This is a genomic window from Rhodococcus sp. MH15, from assembly GCF_019266045.1.
GTDB classification, from domain to species: Bacteria; Actinomycetota; Actinomycetes; order Mycobacteriales; family Mycobacteriaceae; genus Rhodococcus_F; species Rhodococcus_F qingshengii.
Genome location: NZ_LPNP01000058.1, coordinates 63,276 through 80,757, shown reverse-complemented (window position 1 = coordinate 80,757; position 17,482 = coordinate 63,276). Strand labels below are relative to the sequence as shown.

The following is a 17,482-nucleotide window of genomic DNA, read 5'->3' as shown; positions in this document are numbered from 1 at the left end:
GGCTGAGACCACCCTGATGACGTATCTCACATCGGGCTCTTGCCCAGAAAGGATTCGGGCCACGATGACCGTACTCGACTCGATTCTCGACGGGGTGCGCGCTGACGTCGCCGCCCGCGAAGCCGTACTCGACTTCGCTGCAGTCAAGGCTGCTGCGGCCGCTGCACCGCCTGCACTCGATGCTGCAGCAGCACTTCTGGAATCGAGCATCGGCGTCATCGCCGAGGTCAAGCGAGCGAGCCCGTCAAAGGGTGCGTTGGCCGACATTGCCGATCCCGCTGAGCTTGCCGCGGCGTACCAAGCCGGTGGCGCACGCATCATCAGTGTTCTCACCGAAGAGCGCCGTTTTCACGGCTCGTTGGCCGACCTGGACGCAGTCCGTAAAGCGGTCACCATTCCGGTGCTCCGCAAGGACTTCATCGTGGGGCCGTACCAGATTCACGAGGCTCGCGCTCACGGCGCCGACGTCATCTTGCTGATCGTCGCGGCACTCGAGCAGCAGGCGCTCGCCTCGTTGATCGATCGCACCGAATCTCTGGGAATGACTGCCCTCGTCGAGGTGCACACCGAGGAAGAAGCCAACCGCGCGCTCGAAGCCGGCGCCAAGGTGATCGGTGTGAACGCCCGCAATCTCAAGACTCTCGAGGTGGACAAGAACACCTTCGGTCGCATCGCTCCCGGTCTTCCGACCGAGACGATCAAGATTGCCGAGTCCGGTGTTCGCGGAACTGCCGATCTGTTGGCGTACGCCGGGGCGGGCGCCGACGCAGTGCTCGTCGGTGAAGGCCTCGTGACCAGCGGCGACCCTCGCAAGGCCGTCGCAGATCTGGTCAATGCAGGTGCGCACCCGTCCTGCCCCAAACCGTCTCGATAAATCGCTTCACCCGCCCGGCGTGCTTTGATGCACCCGGGCGGTGACCAGCGACACCGTTGGGGCAGACTGGTGGGGTGACTTCACGTACTCAGGAACCAGGCTCCGGTGCAATATTCAAGGGCGGCAATCTGCCGCCGGCCAGCGCGGGACTCACCGAGCGCTCCCACGATCCCGACGCCGGAGGCCATTTCGGCGTCTACGGCGGACGGCATGTGCCGGAAGCCCTCATGGCGGTTATCGACGAAGTCACTGCGGAGTACGAAAAGGCTCGAGCGGACGACACGTTCTTGAACGAACTCGACCGCTTGCAGCGCGATTACACCGGGCGCCCGTCGCCGATTTTCGAGGCAACGCGAATGAGCGAGTTCGCCGGCGGTGCGCGCATCCTTCTCAAGCGTGAAGATCTGAACCACACCGGTTCTCACAAGATCAACAACGTTCTCGGTCAGGTTCTGCTGGCAAAGCGTATGGGCAAGACCCGCATCATCGCCGAGACCGGAGCGGGCCAGCACGGTGTGGCATCGGCCACCGCCTGTGCGCTGCTCGGTCTCGAGTGCGTCATCTACATGGGTGCTGTCGACACCGAACGTCAAGCACTGAACGTCGCACGCATGCGCCTGCTCGGCGCGGAGGTCGTTTCGGTCGAGACCGGTTCGCGCACGCTCAAGGACGCGATCAACGAAGCCTTGCGCGACTGGGTTTCCCACGCGGACAACACCTATTACTGCTTCGGTACCGCGGCAGGCCCGCACCCGTTCCCCACCATCGTTCGGGACTTCCAGCGAGTGGTCGGCCTCGAAACACGCGTCCAGGTTCAGGCACTGACCGGCCGCCTGCCCGATGCAGTCACAGCCTGCGTCGGAGGCGGCTCCAACGCAATCGGAATCTTCCACCCGTTCATCGACGATCTGTCGGTACGGCTGGTTGGCTACGAAGCAGCCGGCGACGGTGTCGAAACCGGAAGGCATGCAGCAACGTTCGCCGGCGGTACCCCTGGCGCATTCCAGGGTGCCTACTCCTACCTGCTCCAGGACGAAGACGGTCAGACCATCGAATCGCACTCGATCTCTGCTGGTCTGGACTACCCGGGCGTCGGACCCGAGCACGCTTACCTGAGCGATATCGGGCGTGCCACCTACGAACCCGTCACCGACAGCGAAGCGATGGATGCTCTACTGCTGCTCTCGCGCCGCGAAGGCATCATCCCGGCCATCGAATCCGCCCACGCCGTTGCCGGCGCGCTCCGACTGGGCAAGGAACTCGGCGAGGGCGCGATCATCGTCGTCAATCTCTCCGGTCGCGGTGACAAGGACATGGACACCGCCGCAAGCTGGTTCGGTCTCTTCGACGGCGCCTCAGGTCAGGCAGCCGCTCCGGATGATGCAGCAGACGAGAACGACAACACGGAAGGCTCGGACAAGTGAGCGAACGACCATCACGCCTCGCACCCACCTTTGCCGCGTGCAAGGCTGACAAGCGTGCCGCCCTCGTCGGTTACCTGCCTGCCGGTTACCCGACCGTTCCCGAATCGATCGACGTGTTCAAGGCGATGGTCGACGGTGGCTGCGACATCATCGAAGTCGGTGTCGCGTATTCCGATCCGGTCATGGACGGTCCGACCATCCAGCGTGCAGCCGAAACCGCACTCACCAACGGCGTTCGCCTTCGCGACATCTTCACCGTGATCGAGCAGATCAGTTCGGTCGGCGGCAAGGCCGTCGTGATGACCTACTGGAACCCGGTACTGCAGTACGGCGTCGACAAGTTCGCACGAGACCTCGCTTCCGCCGGCGGGCTCGGATTGATCACCCCCAACCTCATTCCGGAAGAAGCCGGCGCCTGGATGGAAGCATCCGAGGAGCACCACCTCGACCGGATCTTCCTTGTCGCCCCGTCCTCGACGGAAGAACGGCTCGCGATGACACTCGATGCGAGTAGTGGATTCATCTACGCGGCCTCGACGATGGGTGTCACCGGCGCTCGCGACGCCGTGTCTTCGATGGCTCCGGAACTGACCGCACGGATCCGCGCGCATTCCGACATTCCCGTCGGCGTCGGATTGGGAGTTCGCTCCGGCGCACAGGCTGCCGAAATCGCGGCATACGCCGATGCCGTCATCGTCGGCTCGGCTCTGGTCTCCGCGGTCGAGAACGGCCTGGGAGCGGTTCGCTCGCTCACCGAAGAACTCGCCGAGGGCGTCCGCTCGGCTACCGTGGCGTCGTGACCTCAACTGTGGACCTGCTGGCCTATATCCCCAGCCCGCCCCAAGGCGTCTGGTACGTCGGACCGGTGGCGCTTCGCGCCTACGCGCTCTTCATCATCCTCGGCATCATCGTCGCGATCGTGTGGGGAGATCGTCGTTGGGTCGCCCGCGGCGGCGAGAAGGGGACCGTTCTCGACATCGCGATCTGGGCCGTTCCCTTCGGTCTGATCGGTGGCAGGCTCTACCACGTTTTGACCGACTGGCCCGCCTATTTCGGCGAGAACGGTCAGCCACTCGACGCACTCAAGGTGTGGCAGGGAGGCCTCGGAATCTGGGGAGCAGTGTTCCTCGGCGGCATCGGTGCGTGGATCGGCTGCCGTCGACGCGGCATTCCGGTGTCCGCGCTCGGTGATGCGATTGCGCCCGGAATCTTGCTCGCGCAGGCCATCGGTCGTATCGGCAACTACTTCAACCAGGAGTTGTACGGTCGCGAGACCACCGTCCCGTGGGGCCTCGAGATCTTCGAGCGTGTGAACTCTTCCGGCCAGCTCGATCAACTGGCAGGTGTCTCCAACGGAGAAGTCATTCGGGTCGTTCACCCGACGTTCCTCTACGAAGCTGTGTGGAACGTCCTGATCGTGATCCTGCTGGTCCTCGTCGACCGCCGATTCAAGATCGGCCACGGACGCCTGTTTGCTCTGTACGTCGCGGGCTATTGTCTGGGCCGGTTCGTCGTCGAACTGATGCGCGACGATTTCGCCTACGAGATCGCCGGCATTCGCGTCAACACATTCACTTCGGGGATCGTGTTCTTCGCCGCACTGGCCTACTTCTTCCTGGCGAAGAAGGGGCGTGAGGATCCGGCTGATTTGAAGTCGAAGGACTACGTCGCTGCGGTAGCCGTCGGCGAAGCAGGGGTCGCGGCGCCAGTTACCGAAACTGACTCGGCGAAGGCCGACGCGAAAGGCGCCGACGCTGAAGATTCTGAATCCGATGCTGCTGAATCCGCTTCCAGTGAGGCAAGCGACTCCACGGCAGCGTCGGATGAGTCGTCGGACGCGGTGAAGCTGTCGAAGAAAGACAAGCCGTGACAGGTCCCTATTCGCAGGGGGGATTCCCCGAGGATCAGGGACCGGTCTACGGCGCGCCCAATCCGTACGGATATCAGCAGCCATTGCCGCCTCCATCGATGTACGGGTTCGGAGATCCCTACGCCCCGTACGGTCGGCACCCGGTAACCGGGGAACCGTATTCCGACAAGTCGAAGGCCACCGCTGGACTGTTGCAGATCTTGCTGGGCTTCTTCGGAATCTGTGGAGTCGGGCGCCTCTATATCGGAAGTGTCGGCATCGGATTGTGCCAACTGCTCGGCATGTTCTTCGCGCTGTTCATGTCGGCGTTCCTCATCGGAATTCCATTTGCGATCGGAATCTGGATCTGGGCGTTCGTCGACGGCATCGTGATACTTTCGGGCAATGCGCGGGACGGTGCTCGCCGGCCATTGCGAGGATGAGTCGCGAGCGCGAACCGAGGAAACATGTGTGGGGGACTGGCCTCGAGAAGGTCGAACCTTCTCGAAGTCCGATAACAAAAGCTATTACGTACCGTCGTCGAATCGAAGGAAAGTACGTTGCCTAACTTGAACAAGAATCCGGAACCTTCCGAGTCGGGGGACTCGTCTGGATCACAGCCGCCGGTTCCACCGCAGTTCGGGTCGCCGTTCGACTACGACGCGACGGCGGATGCGTCGTTGACGGAAACCTCGGCACCCACCGAAAAGACGCCGTCGACGGAGACCACCGGCACCGGTCCAGGCTGGGACACGTATTCGGGAGTCGGAAACGGTCCGGGGTGGGGAAACCACCCCATCTACCCGCCGCCGACCGGAACCGAATCGACCACAGCGTTTCCCGCTGCCGATTCTGATTCCACCCCGAATCAGCCGACAGCGCCGTACACGTCGCAGGAAAGCTACGCCGCTCAGAACTATCCGGCGACCGACTATCCGGCGCCGGACTACTCGAGGCCGACCCAAACCCCGACGGACGGTCCCGTCTACGGTGCACCGGCAGATCAGACTCCGAATCCCTACGCGGCTCCACCGCAGGGCTACCCCCAGCCGGGATACTCACAGCCGGGTTACGGTCAGCCTCAGGGGTACCCACAAGCTCAGGGTTATCCTCAGCCTGGCTACGGCCTGGTCGACCCGTCCGCACCATACGGACGTGACCCGATGACCGGTGAACCGTACTCGGACAAGTCGAAGACGACTGCCGGATTGCTGGGCATTCTGCTCGGCGGATTCGGTGCAGGACGTTTTTATCTCAACCAGCCCGGCATGGCTGTCGCACAGATCGCGGTCACTTGGTTGACGTGTGGAATCGGTGGCATCTGGCCGCTCATCGACGGAATCATGATGTTGACCGGCAGTGTGCGCGATCAGTACAACCGCCCTTTGCGTAGCTGATCGAAACGACCCTCGGCAAGTGTGACCCCCTGATGCCTCCGTATCAGGGGGTCACCGTTTTGCTCTCGCGACCTGCGGTTATGGGCTGATAAACTAGCGCACGTCGGCTGCATGTCCGCGTGGAGGTCGCCGAGTGCTGTTTTCTCGAATACCTGAACCTCGGGGCCTGTACGACCCCGATCAGGAAACCGATTCGTGTGGTGTAGCCGTGGTAGCAGACACCTCTGGACGCCACCTGCATTCCATTGTCGACGATGCGCTCGCGGTCCTGGGCAATCTCTCCCATCGCGGCGCAGTTGGGCGCGAATCCAACAGCGGAGACGGCGCGGGCATTCTGATTCAGCTGCCGACGGAGTTCTTCGACGCGGTGACCGAGTTCGAGCTTCCACCACCCAACGCGATGGGTGAGAACACCTACGCGGCCGGAAACTGCTTTCTCCCGGTGGATCAGGAAGCACGTTGGCGCGCGGTAGTTCGGATACACCGGTACGCAGCGGCAGAAGGACTGCGGATTATCGGGTGGCGAGAGGTGCCGGTCGACCGCGACTGCGTCGGAACCGTTGCCGCGCAGTGCGCTCCGTACATCAGTCAGTGTTTTGTGACGTGCGCCGAGTCGCGAGATCGTAGTGTGGGCGGAATTGCCTTGGACCGACGAGTCTTTGCCCTCAGGAGACAAGCCGAGCGGATTCACTCGGCCGACACTGCAGTGTATTTTCCCTCGTTGTCCGCCCGAACCATCGTGTACAAGGGCATGCTGACGCCGACGCAGTTATCCGGTTACTTCACCGACCTACGCGACGACCGAATGCGAACTGCGTTGGCAGTCGTGCACAGTCGATACTCCACGAACACATTTCCGTCGTGGCCACTCGCTCAGCCGTATCGCTGCATCGCCCACAACGGCGAGATCAATACGATTGTGGGAAACAGGAATTGGATGCGCGCTCGCGAGCCGATGCTGCGGAGCACACTTTTAGGTGGGGACATCGATCGCCTGTTTCCGATCTGCACCCCGGGAGGATCCGACTCTTCGTCGTTCGACGAAGTACTGGAGTTTTTGACGCTCGGGGGCCGCAGTGTGCAACACGCCATCGCGATGATGATTCCCGGAGCCTGGGAGAACGATTCTTCGATGCCCGACGAGATAAAGGCCTTCTACCAATTTCACGGTTGTCTGATGGAACCGTGGGACGGCCCGGCGTCCGTGACGTTCAGCGACGGCATTGTTGTCGGGGCCGTGTTGGATCGCAACGGTCTTCGCCCAGGGCGATGGTGGCGGATGAAGAACGACCGTATCGTGTTGGCCAGTGAGAGCGGTGTGTTCGACGCTCCCACGTCCGAGGTGTTGGAGAAGGGGCGCCTCGAACCGGGACGCATGTTTCTCGTGGACACCGCTCGCCATCGGATCGTTTCCGATGCGGAGATCAAGTCCGAACTCGCGAGCACAGCCCCCTACCGGGACTGGGTCGACGGGGGATTGGTCGACCTCGAGGACATCCCCGAGACTGCGCCTGCCCGAGGCGATCCGGCTCCGCTGTTGCAACGGCAGTTGCTGTTCGGATACCACGCCGAGGACCTGCGGGACATTCTTGTCCCGATGGCAAGCTCAGGATCGGAGCCGTTGGGATCGATGGGTGTCGACACGCCTCTCGCCGTTCTTTCGGATCGGCCGAAGCTGTTGTACGACTACTTTATTCAGCTCTTTGCTCAGGTGACCAACCCGCCTTTGGACGCGATTCGCGAGGAAGTCGTCACTACGCTTGGTGTCACCCTCGGCGCTGAGCAGAACTTGTTCGAAGCGTCGGCGCTGTCGTGCCGAAGGATTGTTCTCGACAAACCGGTGATCGGACCGGGGAAGATGGCGAAGGTCGCCGAACTATGCGGCGCAAGAACTCCGAGAAGCGCTGTCCTTCGCGCAGGTTTCGATCCGAGGGGCAGTCTCACCGAAGGCGTCGAGAGGCTTCGTGAGTCCGCCCGAACAGCCGCCGCAGCCGGAATCGAGATTCTGGTGATCTCCGACCGTGGATCAGGCCCTGAGCAGGCTCCCATTCCGTCATTGCTCGCAGTATCAGCCGTGCACCACGATCTGGTTCGTCATGGCCTGCGGACCAAGGTTTCCCTCGTCGTCGACTCGGGTGACGCGCGCGAAGTTCATCACATCGCGCTGCTGATCGGCTACGGTGCGGCGGCTGTCCACCCGTATCTTGCTCTCGAATCTGTCCAAGCCCTCAGCGAGCAGGACGAACTTCCCGGGATAGATCCGAAGACTGCGTCGGACAACTACCTGAGAGCAACAAATTTCGGCGTGCTCAAAGTGATGTCGAAGATGGGAATCGCTACGGTTCACTCCTACACGGGCGCACAGGTATTCGAGGCCGTGGGCTTGGGTCGAGAGTTGGTCGACGAATACTTCTGCAACACACGGAGCCGGATCGGCGGGATCGGTATCACCGAAGTCGCGCGCGAAGTTCTGATGCGCCACACGGCTGCGTTCTCGTCGTCCGCAGTGCAGCATCGTCAGTTCGACAATCGTCAGTTGACCGACAGCGGACAGTACCGGTATCGCCGCGATGGTGAATTGCATGTGTTCACACCCGAATCCGTGTTCTTCCTTCAGCATGCGACCCGGACCGGGCGAAGTGAGATGTTTCGTCGCTACAGCGATGAAGTCGATCGACTGAGCGCGCAGGGCGGAACACCGCGGGGATTGTTTCGATTTCGGTGTGAGGTTCGTCCGCCGATTCCGCTCGATCAGGTCGAACCCGTCGAGTTGATTCTCGCTCGATTCAACACCGGTGCGATGAGCTACGGTTCCCTCTCTGCGGAGGCGCACGAGACGATGGCGGTTGCGATGAATGCTCTCGGCGGGCGTTCCAACACCGGTGAGGGCGGAGAGTCGCCGGAGCGGTTGCGTGACGACAGGCGTCGAAGCGCTGTCAAGCAGGTCGCGAGTGGTCGCTTCGGGGTGACCAGCGATTACCTGGTCAATGCCACCGACATTCAGATCAAGATGGCCCAAGGTGCCAAGCCGGGTGAAGGAGGGCAGCTTCCGGGGTCCAAGGTGTACCCGTGGATCGCGGAAACCCGGTACTCGACGCCTGGGGTCGGGCTCATTTCTCCGCCCCCGCACCACGACATCTATTCGATCGAGGATCTCGCCCAATTGATCTACGACCTCAGATGCGCGAACAATCGCGCGCGGATACACGTGAAGTTGGTCAGCGCAGCCGGAGTCGGGACTGTTGCGGCAGGTGTGGCCAAAGCGCACGCCGACGTGGTGCTGATCTCCGGTCACGACGGCGGGACGGGTGCTGCGGCACTCTCGTCCATCCACCACGCGGGTACGCCGTGGGAGATCGGGCTGGCCGAAACTCAGCAGACCCTGGTGCTCAACGGGTTACGCGATCGGATCGTCGTCCAGTGTGACGGGGGTGTGCGCACGGCGCGGGACGTCGTCGTCGCCGCGTTGCTGGGGGCGCAGGAGTACGGGTTTTCCACGGCGCCACTCATCGCGGCCGGGTGCGTCATGATGCGGGTATGTCACCTCGACACCTGCCCCGTCGGAGTAGCGACGCAGAATCCCGAACTGCGCGAGCGATTCACCGGCCGGCCCGAGTACGTCGAGAACTTCTTTCGCTTCATCGCCGCCGACGTACGACGGTTGTTGGCAGAACTGGGGTTTCGAAGTATCGACGATGCGCTGGGGCACGCAGACGTATTGGAAATGTCTCCGGCGGTGGCGCATTGGAAGAGCCGCACGTTGGACCTCTCACCACTCTTCGACGTTCCGGCCGCGCCGACCGGCGCGGCCTACCCGCCGTGTGTACCTGTTTCGAGCGAACTCGAACGCACCCTGATCGAGTGCGCCGCGAACTCACTCGAGGACGCTCGACCCGTGCATATCGAACTGCCAGTACACAATACGGATCGGGCGGTGGGGACGAGGCTGGGCGCAGAGGTGACCAGACGCTACGGCGCCGTCGGGCTACCTCAAGGCACCATCGACGTCGTGCTCCGTGGAACGGCAGGCCAGTCACTCGGTGCGTTCCTGCCGCCCGGCATCTCGCTGGTCGTCGTCGGCGATGCAAACGATTACGTGGGGAAGGGGCTCTCCGGTGGACGAATTGTGCTTCGGCCGAGTGAGGACGCGCCCTTCGTGGCGGAGGATCAGGTGATTGCCGGCAATACGCTGCTGTACGGCGCTACGAGCGGTGCGCTCTATGCCAGGGGGCGTGTCGGGGAACGATTCGCGGTGCGCAACTCGGGCGCGGTCGCTGTGGTGGAAGGCGTCGGCGACCATGCGTGCGAGTACATGACCGGGGGTCGCGTCGTCATCATCGGCCCAACTGGTAGGAACCTTGCTGCGGGAATGTCGGGCGGAATTGCCTTCGTACTCGACGTGAAGGCAGAGAAGGTCAACGGCGACATGGTCGTTCTGGAGCGGCCTTCGGCGGAAGACTGCAGTCAGCTGGTCGAAATTCTCGGCGAGCATTTGGCTGCGACCGGCTCGCCGGTGGCGGCAAAACTTCTCGACGACTGGGTTGGCCAGAGTCCGAGATTCACCAAAGTTTTGCCTGTCGACTACCGGAAGGTCGTGGAAGAGAACGAACTGGTGGAGCCGGCTCATGCCTGACGCACGCGGGTTCCTCAACGTGAAACGATCCGGCTCACCGACCAGATCGACCGATGTGCGTGTCGGCGACTGGGCGTCGGTATACGAGTCGCTGGATCCCGTCGTGCGAAATCGAGACGTATCTGCACAGGCCTCGCGTTGCATGGACTGCGCTGTGCCGTACTGCCATTCGGCCGACGTGGGGTGTCCGCTCGGCAATCTCATTCCGGAATGGAACGACCTGGTTCGGCGTGGACGGTGGTCCGAAGCCTCGGAGAATTTGCATTCCACCAACAATTTCCCCGAGTTCACCGGACATCTGTGCCCCGCACCGTGCGAAACGGCCTGCGTTCTCGCACTCGACGACGAGCACACGTCGGGGGGTGTCACCATCAAGCGCATCGAACAGGCGATCGTCGACAACGCCTGGGAATCGGGTTGGTTGGGGCCGCAGGCACCGGTAGTTCACAGCGGAAACCGTGTTGCGGTTGTCGGTTCGGGACCGGCGGGGCTGGCCGCGGCTCAACAACTGACACGAGCCGGACACAGTGTCACGGTGTTCGAGCGGAGCGATCGGATCGGGGGACTGCTTCGCTACGGAATTCCGGAATTCAAGTTGCCCAAGGCCCTCATCAACCGGCGGCTGGACCAACTGACCGCCGAGGGGACCAGATTCGTCACTGACTGCGCCGTCGGAGTGAACGTGAGCGCGCACGACCTCTCGACGGATTTCGAGGCGGTAGTCCTGGCGGTCGGGGCTGATCGTGCCAGAGACACCGACGTACCGGGTCGTAGTCTTCGCGGAATCCATCGTGCGATGACGTACCTGCGTGCGGCCAACCACGAATGCGAGGGTGATGGTGCGTCGAGCATCTCGGCGCGAGGTAAGAACGTCGTGATCATCGGTGGCGGCGACACGGCCGCCGACTGCCTCGGCACGGTGCATCGCCAGGGTGCGCACGCAGTGACGGAGTTGGATTACCACGTCCCACCTCCGGCACACCGCGATCGAGATCGCGACCCATGGCCGTTGTGGCCGCGGGTCCTACGCAGCTCGCCGGCGGATGAGGAGGGCAGTGACAAACGGTTCCGATGGGCTGCGCAGGAATTTCTCGACGACGGTAAGGGTGCGGTCCGTGCAATCCGGATGGTTCCGGTAGCCGTGTCACGAGCGAAGAACGGACAACGAACCTTGGTGGAGACTGGAGACACGATCGATCTCGTGTGCGAGATGGTCCTGCTCGCTCTGGGTTTCGACGGCGTCGAAACCGCCCCGCTGCTCACCGACCTTGATGTCGGCACCGATCCACTCGGCAGAATCGAGTGTGATGTCGGGTGGCAGACCCGGACACCCGGCGTATTCGTCTGCGGCGACGCGCATCGCGGGGCGTCGCTGGTCGTGTGGGCGATTGCCGAGGGACGGTCGGCCGCACGTGCCGTCGACATGTTTCTCACAGGCGAGTCGGCGCTTCCGGCTCCGGTTCATCCAAAGGCATTTCCGCTGTTCGTGAGCTGACCAACTGAATCGAGTAAGTACAGAAAGTGCAGGTCGCAAATGCCGGATAGAAGTGCGGTGGGGTAGCGACTAGGCTCGAGCCGTGAACCGACGGACAAAAATTGTATGCACACTTGGACCTGCGACAGCTTCTGGCGACCGCATCCGTGAGCTCGTGGAGAGCGGCATGGACGTGGCGCGCCTCAACTTCAGCCACGGCGAGCATGCCGATCACGAAGAAAACTACATTCGCGTCCGCGCCGCGTCGGACGCCACCGGAAAGGCCGTCGGTGTTCTCGCCGACCTTCAGGGGCCCAAGATTCGCCTCGGCCGATTCAAGGACGAGCGGACCACCTGGGCCAACGGTGAAGAGGTTCGTATCACCGTCGACGACGTCGAGGGAACGCACGATCGCGTCGGGACCACGTACAAGGAATTGGCGCGCGACGCCAAGGCCGGCGATCGACTGCTGGTCGACGACGGAAAGGTCGGCCTGGTCGTCACGTCCATCGACGGCAACGACGTCGTCTGTCGGGTCACCGAAGGCGGTCCGGTCAGCAACAACAAGGGCCTCTCACTGCCCGGTATGAACGTCTCCGTTCCAGCCCTGTCGGGCAAGGACATCGCCGACCTCGAGTTCGCTCTCAAGCTGGGTGTCGACTTCATTGCACTCTCCTTCGTTCGCTCACCGGCGGACGTCGAATTGGTTCACGCCATCATGGATCGAGTCGGGCGCCGCGTTCCCGTCATCGCGAAGCTCGAGAAGCCCGAGGCCATCGACAATCTCGAAGCCATCGTGCTCGCGTTCGACGCCGTCATGGTCGCCCGCGGTGACCTCGGTGTCGAGTTGCCGCTCGAGCAGGTCCCGCTCGTTCAGAAGCGCGCAATCCAGATTGCTCGTGAGAACGCGAAGCCGGTCATCGTCGCGACGCAGATGCTCGAGTCGATGATCGAGAACTCACGTCCCACTCGCGCAGAGGCATCCGATGTCGCCAACGCCGTTCTCGACGGCGCCGACGCAGTCATGCTCTCGGGCGAGACTTCGGTGGGCAAGTACGTCATGGAAACCGTTCGCACCATGGCCCGCATCGTCGAGGCCGTCGAGAACGAATCGACCCGTGTCCCACCGTTGACCCACGTCCCGCGCACCAAGCGCGGTGTCATCTCGTACGCAGCACGCGACATCGGCGAACGTCTCGACGCCAAGGCCTTGGTTGCGTTCACTCAGTCCGGTGACACGGTGCGTCGACTGGCTCGTCTGCACACGCCGCTGCCGTTGCTCGCCTTCACACCGCTGCCCGCGGTGCGCAGTCAGCTGACGCTGACGTGGGGAACCGAGACGTTCCTGGTCGATGCGGTGGCCACCACCGACGAGATGGTGCGTCAGGTGGACAGTGCGTTGCTCTCCCTCGGGCGGTACGTCAAGGGCGACCTCGTGGTCATCGTTGCCGGGTCCCCTCCGGGAACTGTCGGTTCCACCAACCTCATTCACGTCCACCGCATCGGTGAAGAGGACCACTGAGTGACCCACGCGAACGCGTCCACCGACCTCGGTACTCTCCTCGGTTTGTTGGATCTGGAGCAGATCGGTGAAGACGCGTTCCGTGGATACCACCCGAAACAGGTAGGTTCGCGGACGTTCGGCGGTCAGTTGGTGTCTCAGGCACTGATGGCCGCCGGGCGGACCGTCGACGGTGATCGCCCCATCCATGCGGTGAATGCCCATTTCATTCGCGGCGGAGATGTCAAGGCGCCCATCGAGTATCGGGTGGATCGTCATCGCGACGGGCGGGCGTTCGCCAACCGTCAGGTGACTGCCTATCAGGGTGAGAACGAATTGTTCGTGATGCTCGCGGCGTTCCAGGACTCCGGCAAGGGGCTCGACCATGCTGTCGAGATCCCGGATGTTCCACTTCCGGAGTCGTTGCCTCCCATCGGCGATCATCTGGTGGGGTACGAGGAAAAACTGCCGCATTTCAGTGCAGCGCTCAAGCCGATCGACATGCGGTACGCCAACGATCCGGCGTGGATCCTCAAGGGCACCGGCGAGAAACTCAACCACAATCGGGTGTGGATGCGCCCCGACGGTGATCTGCCGGACGATTCGCTCATTCACGCTGCGACGCTGGCATATTCGTCCGACACCACCGTGCTCGATTCGATTCTGACCACTCATGGTTTGTCCTGGGGTCATGATCGTATCGTCGCGGCGACGGTCAATCATTCGATCTGGTTCCATCGCCCGTTCCGGTTCACCGACTGGGTCCTGTACGCCACCGAATCGCCGGTCGCCGCAGGTTCGCGCGGTCTGGCAACCGGACGGTACTTCTCGGTGGAAGGACTGCTGTTGGCGACGGTGGTCCAAGAAGGAATGATCAGGCATTTCCCGCGTAAAGGGGAATGAGATGCGGGCCCGAGACCGAACTCGGGCCCAGAATCAAGCAGACTTGCGATATTGCGGTGAGAGTTCGTCGGCGCGGTCCCACGGAGACCAGTCGACTTCGCGTCCATCGAGTTGGGCCGCAACAACTTCCAAGCCCGCGTGCCAACCGGCGGCGTGCGCGTACGCGGACTCCTCGTCCTCCATCGTGTGGGTGAGAGTCAGCCAACAGCCGCCGGTGCCGTCCGGTGCCAGTTCCCAATGAAGAGTGTCTGCGTCCCAGAGGAATTCGAGAATTCGGTGCGGGTGGACGCTGATGACCGTCCCGCGCGTCACGTGATCTGCGGGCAGTCCGAAACGCTCGACTTGTTCCGGTGTCACCTTGAACAGTAGATCCGCGCCGGGAGTGAGATCGAAATCGACGTCCGCCGGAAACCAGGCGTCGAGGTACTCGCGTTCCGTTATCACTTTCCAGACCTTGTCCGGTGCGTGCGGAATCGCCAGTTGGAAGCTCAGTGACACCCGACCGTCATAGGTCAGGTTTATCTTGCCGTTGTCCATCGGTGCCTCCAATGCTTGGTGCCCGTGCGGTTGCCCCCATCGTGCCATCTAATTGCACAGGATGGAATAACTGCAGGTCAGATCGTTACCTATTGATAGGTTATGTCGATTTGTCTCGTTTTGTGAGTGGCGTTCTCGACGCGTTTCGTGGCGGTGAAGCAACCGCGCGGTACGCTGACCACGCACGACTGGCGCGGGTGGGAATTACCACCGGGGAGTGCACATCGCGAGGCATCGACCGCCTGGGTGCTTCACACATCTTGTGTGAAGGGGATCCATGTCTATCGAGAATCGGCCCACCGAAAATCTGTCTACCGAAAATCTGCCCAGCCAGAACGTGGCCGCTCGAATAATCGACGGACGCGCAATTGCCGATGCTGCGCTCGCGGACCTGTCGGTGCGCACCAGGCAGTTTCGTGATGAGGCGGGGCACGTTCCTTGCCTGGCCGCCGTCATCGTGGGAGCGGACCCGGCCTCGAAGGCGTATGTACAGATGAAGGCCAAACGATCTGTCGCCGTCGGAATGACGTCGCGGACGGTCGAACTCCCGGTGAGTACAACCACCGAAGAACTGGTCGACGTGCTGAGAGCGTTGTCGGCGGACCCTTCGATCGACGGCATACTGCTGCAACACCCGGTGCCAGGCCACATCGACGAACGGGCCGCGTTCGATGCCATCTCGGCCGACAAAGACGTTGACGGCGTTACCTCGGCAGCGTTCGCGGCAATGGCGTTGACCGGTGGGGGATTCGAATCATGTACACCGAGTGGCATCCTGCGCCTCCTCGACGCCACAGGCGTCGAACTCTCCGGAAAGCATGCCGTCGTGGTCGGCCGAAGCCCGATACTCGGATTGCCGATGGGAATGCTCCTCCTGCGTCGAGGCGCAACGGTGACATACTGCCATTCGCGCACCGTCGACCTGGCCGCACACGTCGCCTCGGCAGACGTCGTCATCGCGGCCGTCGGTGTTCCGGAACTGATCAAAGGGACGTGGATCAAGCCTGGGGCAGTGGTGATCGATGCGGGGTACAACGAGGGCAACGTCGGAGATGTGGAGTACGCCGCTGCGCTCCCACATGCCGGTGCGATCACACCGGTGCCGGGTGGCGTCGGCCCCATGACGGTGGCAGTCCTGCTGGAACAAACACTGGCAGCAGCAGTTCGAGCAGCGGACGTTCGGGCATGCAGTGAGAATCATGACAGTCGTGTTGAACCGGACCCCGCAATCGCCTCGGATCGATTGTGAGACCTCGGTTTCGAGACGGAGTATTCATCCGCCCCGCGATAACCGAATTACCGCGTCGAGCACCGCTGCGCTGGAATGGCTGAGCTGAGCGCGCAATTGGGTATTCGACAGTCAGCTGTCTGCCTTGGGGATGTCGATCGTCAACTGGGACGGTGAATCGGATGTCGATACGGTGTATGCCGGACGGATGTCGACCGTGCCGACAAACGACTGCAGGATCGCACTGTTCCTGGCTGCACTGTCTATGCGCGTGATGTTTTCGCCCTCGTGAGATACGGAGTTGAGCGACGAATCCGATTGGACTCCCATCAGGTCGACTTGAAGTATCGATCGACTTCCGACGTCCACGACTGTGCTGTCACCCGCTCGGATTGCTTCACTGACGTATTCGGTTTTCCAAAACACAGATCCGCTTCCGTCGAAGCGATAGGTGATGCGGGTGAAACCATCGTGATCGATCACGTCGATCTCGGTCACATCGACGCGCGGAGTCGGTGAAGGGACCTCCGTGTCGTTCGGGAACGGGGGAGGCATGGAGATCTCGGTGGATGGGGCATCGACAGGGGGAGAGCCGACCTGAAGGGTGCCGGTCTGTGTTGCAGCATCGAGCGCGGCCTGGGTGGAAGATTCGCCGGCAGTGCTGGATTCGCCGGCAGTATTGGATTGGCCGTCTGTTTGACACCCGGTGAGCAGCGCGAGAATCGATATGGCTCCGAGCAGAGCAATCAGCCGGTGACCGTTCATGGATCGAATCTAACGGCGGTCGATCTGGGGTACAGCCGAATGCCGAAACCTTGCGGTGCGGCCAGCTGCGGCAGGTGGTGCCCTCGGTGAGACTCGAACTCACACTGGACGGGTTTTGAATCCGTTTCCTCTGCCAATTGGGATACGAGGGCTTGTTGCGATGACTACATTAGAAGATGCGATTTCAATGTCAAACACCGGTACCCTCTAATCGTTCGCGTCTCGTGTCGGGGCGGTTCGATGGAGGAGGATGGTGGCCATGAATTCGCCGCAGCCGCAAGGCAATCAGCTCGCACCCCGTCGTGTTGTCGTCGCTGAAGACGAGGCGTTGATCCGCATGGATCTGGTCGAGATGCTCCGCGAAGAGGGCTACGACGTCGTCGGTGAGGCGGGTGACGGGCAGGTCGCGGTGGAGTTGGCCGAGTCGCTCAAGCCTGATCTGGTCATCATGGACGTGAAAATGCCCAGGAGAGACGGCATCGACGCCGCTTCGGAGATTGCCGCCAAACGCATCGCTCCTGTTGTCATTCTCACAGCGTTCAGTCAGCGCGAGTTGGTCGAGCGCGCACGCGATGCCGGCGCCATGGCTTACTTGGTCAAGCCGTTCTCGATCAGTGACCTCGTTCCCGCTGTCGAATTGGCGGTCAGTCGTTTCCGCGAGGTGACGGCGCTCGAGCGTGAGGTCGCTGATCTTTCGGACCGGCTCGAAGCACGCAAGCTGATCGAGCGAGCCAAGAGTGTTCTGATGGTTCGCCAAGCGCTCACCGAACCTGAGGCGTTCAAGTGGATTCAGCGCGCCGCGATGGATCGGCGCTCCACGATGAAGGCGGTCGCACAGGTCGTACTGGAAACTCTGGGCGGTGAACCGGACGCTTGAGCAAAGTGTCCGGGTTACCC

14 protein-coding genes and 1 tRNA gene are annotated in these 17,482 nt (G+C 62.2%); 12 read left to right on the top strand and 3 right to left on the bottom strand.

Going from position 1 to position 17,482, the window contains the following annotated elements; genetic code table 11:
• The first annotated feature begins 64 nt into the window (after positions 1–64).
• From trpC to ATN37_RS04550, 10 genes are all read left to right on the top strand, one after another.
• The gene (gene trpC / locus ATN37_RS04595) at positions 65–874 is read left to right on the top strand and encodes an indole-3-glycerol phosphate synthase TrpC (RefSeq protein ID WP_003944016.1); all 810 of its coding nucleotides are present in this window, start codon (positions 65–67) and stop codon (positions 872–874) included.
• Between the two features lie 74 nt (positions 875–948).
• Positions 949–2,298: a tryptophan synthase subunit beta gene (gene trpB / locus ATN37_RS04590; protein WP_007728699.1), complete on the top strand. Its 1,350-nt coding sequence runs from the start codon at positions 949–951 to the stop codon at positions 2,296–2,298.
• On the top strand, positions 2,295–3,098 hold the full coding sequence (trpA, locus tag ATN37_RS04585) for a tryptophan synthase subunit alpha (RefSeq protein WP_003944010.1): 804 nt from the start codon (positions 2,295–2,297) through the stop codon (positions 3,096–3,098). The genes trpB and trpA overlap by 4 nt, the downstream gene beginning before the upstream one ends.
• On the top strand, positions 3,095–4,168 hold the full coding sequence (lgt, locus tag ATN37_RS04580) for a prolipoprotein diacylglyceryl transferase (protein WP_218694818.1): 1,074 nt from the start codon (positions 3,095–3,097) through the stop codon (positions 4,166–4,168). Before trpA ends, lgt begins: the two co-directional genes overlap by 4 nt.
• Positions 4,165–4,590, top strand: coding sequence for a TM2 domain-containing protein (locus ATN37_RS04575; RefSeq protein WP_030536756.1), 426 nt, complete (start codon positions 4,165–4,167; stop codon positions 4,588–4,590). The genes lgt and ATN37_RS04575 overlap by 4 nt, the downstream gene beginning before the upstream one ends.
• A gap of 126 nt (positions 4,591–4,716) precedes the next feature.
• Positions 4,717–5,544: a TM2 domain-containing protein gene (locus ATN37_RS04570; protein ID WP_007728705.1), complete on the top strand. Its 828-nt coding sequence runs from the start codon at positions 4,717–4,719 to the stop codon at positions 5,542–5,544.
• Between the two features lie 133 nt (positions 5,545–5,677).
• Positions 5,678–10,177 carry a glutamate synthase large subunit gene (gltB, locus tag ATN37_RS04565; protein WP_218694816.1) on the top strand — a complete coding sequence of 1,500 codons (4,500 nt, stop codon included), beginning with the start codon at positions 5,678–5,680 and terminating at the stop codon, positions 10,175–10,177.
• A complete protein-coding gene (locus tag ATN37_RS04560; protein WP_058037524.1) occupies positions 10,170–11,672 on the top strand; it encodes a glutamate synthase subunit beta in 1,503 nt (500 codons plus the stop codon). Before gltB ends, ATN37_RS04560 begins: the two co-directional genes overlap by 8 nt.
• Positions 11,673–11,754: 82 nt before the next feature.
• Positions 11,755–13,173: a pyruvate kinase gene (pyk, locus tag ATN37_RS04555; protein ID WP_003944038.1), complete on the top strand. Its 1,419-nt coding sequence runs from the start codon at positions 11,755–11,757 to the stop codon at positions 13,171–13,173.
• Positions 13,174–14,055 carry an acyl-CoA thioesterase II gene (locus ATN37_RS04550; protein ID WP_003944096.1) on the top strand — a complete coding sequence of 294 codons (882 nt, stop codon included), beginning with the start codon at positions 13,174–13,176 and terminating at the stop codon, positions 14,053–14,055.
• A gap of 33 nt (positions 14,056–14,088) precedes the next feature.
• On the opposite strand, the gene ATN37_RS04545 is transcribed toward ATN37_RS04550, so the two are convergent.
• The gene (locus ATN37_RS04545) at positions 14,089–14,592 is read right to left on the bottom strand and encodes an SRPBCC domain-containing protein (RefSeq protein WP_042923025.1); all 504 of its coding nucleotides are present in this window, start codon (positions 14,590–14,592) and stop codon (positions 14,089–14,091) included.
• Between the two features lie 277 nt (positions 14,593–14,869).
• Here ATN37_RS04545 and ATN37_RS04540 point away from each other — a divergent pair, with 277 nt between their 5' ends.
• Positions 14,870–15,841, top strand: a complete 972-nt coding sequence (locus ATN37_RS04540; protein WP_058037523.1) for a bifunctional 5,10-methylenetetrahydrofolate dehydrogenase/5,10-methenyltetrahydrofolate cyclohydrolase — start codon at positions 14,870–14,872, stop codon at positions 15,839–15,841.
• 111 nt (positions 15,842–15,952) lie between these two features.
• Here ATN37_RS04540 and ATN37_RS04535 read toward each other — a convergent pair whose 3' ends face one another.
• Positions 15,953–16,585, bottom strand: coding sequence for a hypothetical protein (locus ATN37_RS04535; protein ID WP_007728715.1), 633 nt, complete (start codon positions 16,583–16,585; stop codon positions 15,953–15,955).
• A gap of 75 nt (positions 16,586–16,660) precedes the next feature.
• Positions 16,661–16,737: transfer RNA gene (locus ATN37_RS04530), tRNA-Leu, on the bottom strand.
• Positions 16,738–16,844: 107 nt separating this feature from the next.
• Between ATN37_RS04530 and ATN37_RS04525 the strand changes: the two genes are divergently transcribed.
• Positions 16,845–17,462 carry an ANTAR domain-containing response regulator gene (locus ATN37_RS04525; protein WP_003944029.1) on the top strand — a complete coding sequence of 206 codons (618 nt, stop codon included), beginning with the start codon at positions 16,845–16,847 and terminating at the stop codon, positions 17,460–17,462.
• The last annotated feature ends 20 nt before the right edge of the window (positions 17,463–17,482 follow it).

What these genes read in the sequence shown, in the direction of transcription:
- trpC (WP_003944016.1), top strand. Translation starts at nt 65, where the DNA reads ATGACCGTACTCGACTCGATTCTCGACGGGGTGCGCGCTGACGTCGCC.
- ATN37_RS04560 (WP_058037524.1), top strand. Translation starts at nt 10,170, where the DNA reads ATGCCTGACGCACGCGGGTTCCTCAACGTGAAACGATCCGGCTCACCG.
- ATN37_RS04545 (WP_042923025.1), bottom strand. Translation starts at nt 14,592, where the DNA reads ATGGACAACGGCAAGATAAACCTGACCTATGACGGTCGGGTGTCACTG.
- ATN37_RS04540 (WP_058037523.1), top strand. Translation starts at nt 14,870, where the DNA reads ATGTCTATCGAGAATCGGCCCACCGAAAATCTGTCTACCGAAAATCTG.
- ATN37_RS04535 (WP_007728715.1), bottom strand. Translation starts at nt 16,585, where the DNA reads ATGAACGGTCACCGGCTGATTGCTCTGCTCGGAGCCATATCGATTCTC.
- ATN37_RS04525 (WP_003944029.1), top strand. Translation starts at nt 16,845, where the DNA reads ATGAATTCGCCGCAGCCGCAAGGCAATCAGCTCGCACCCCGTCGTGTT.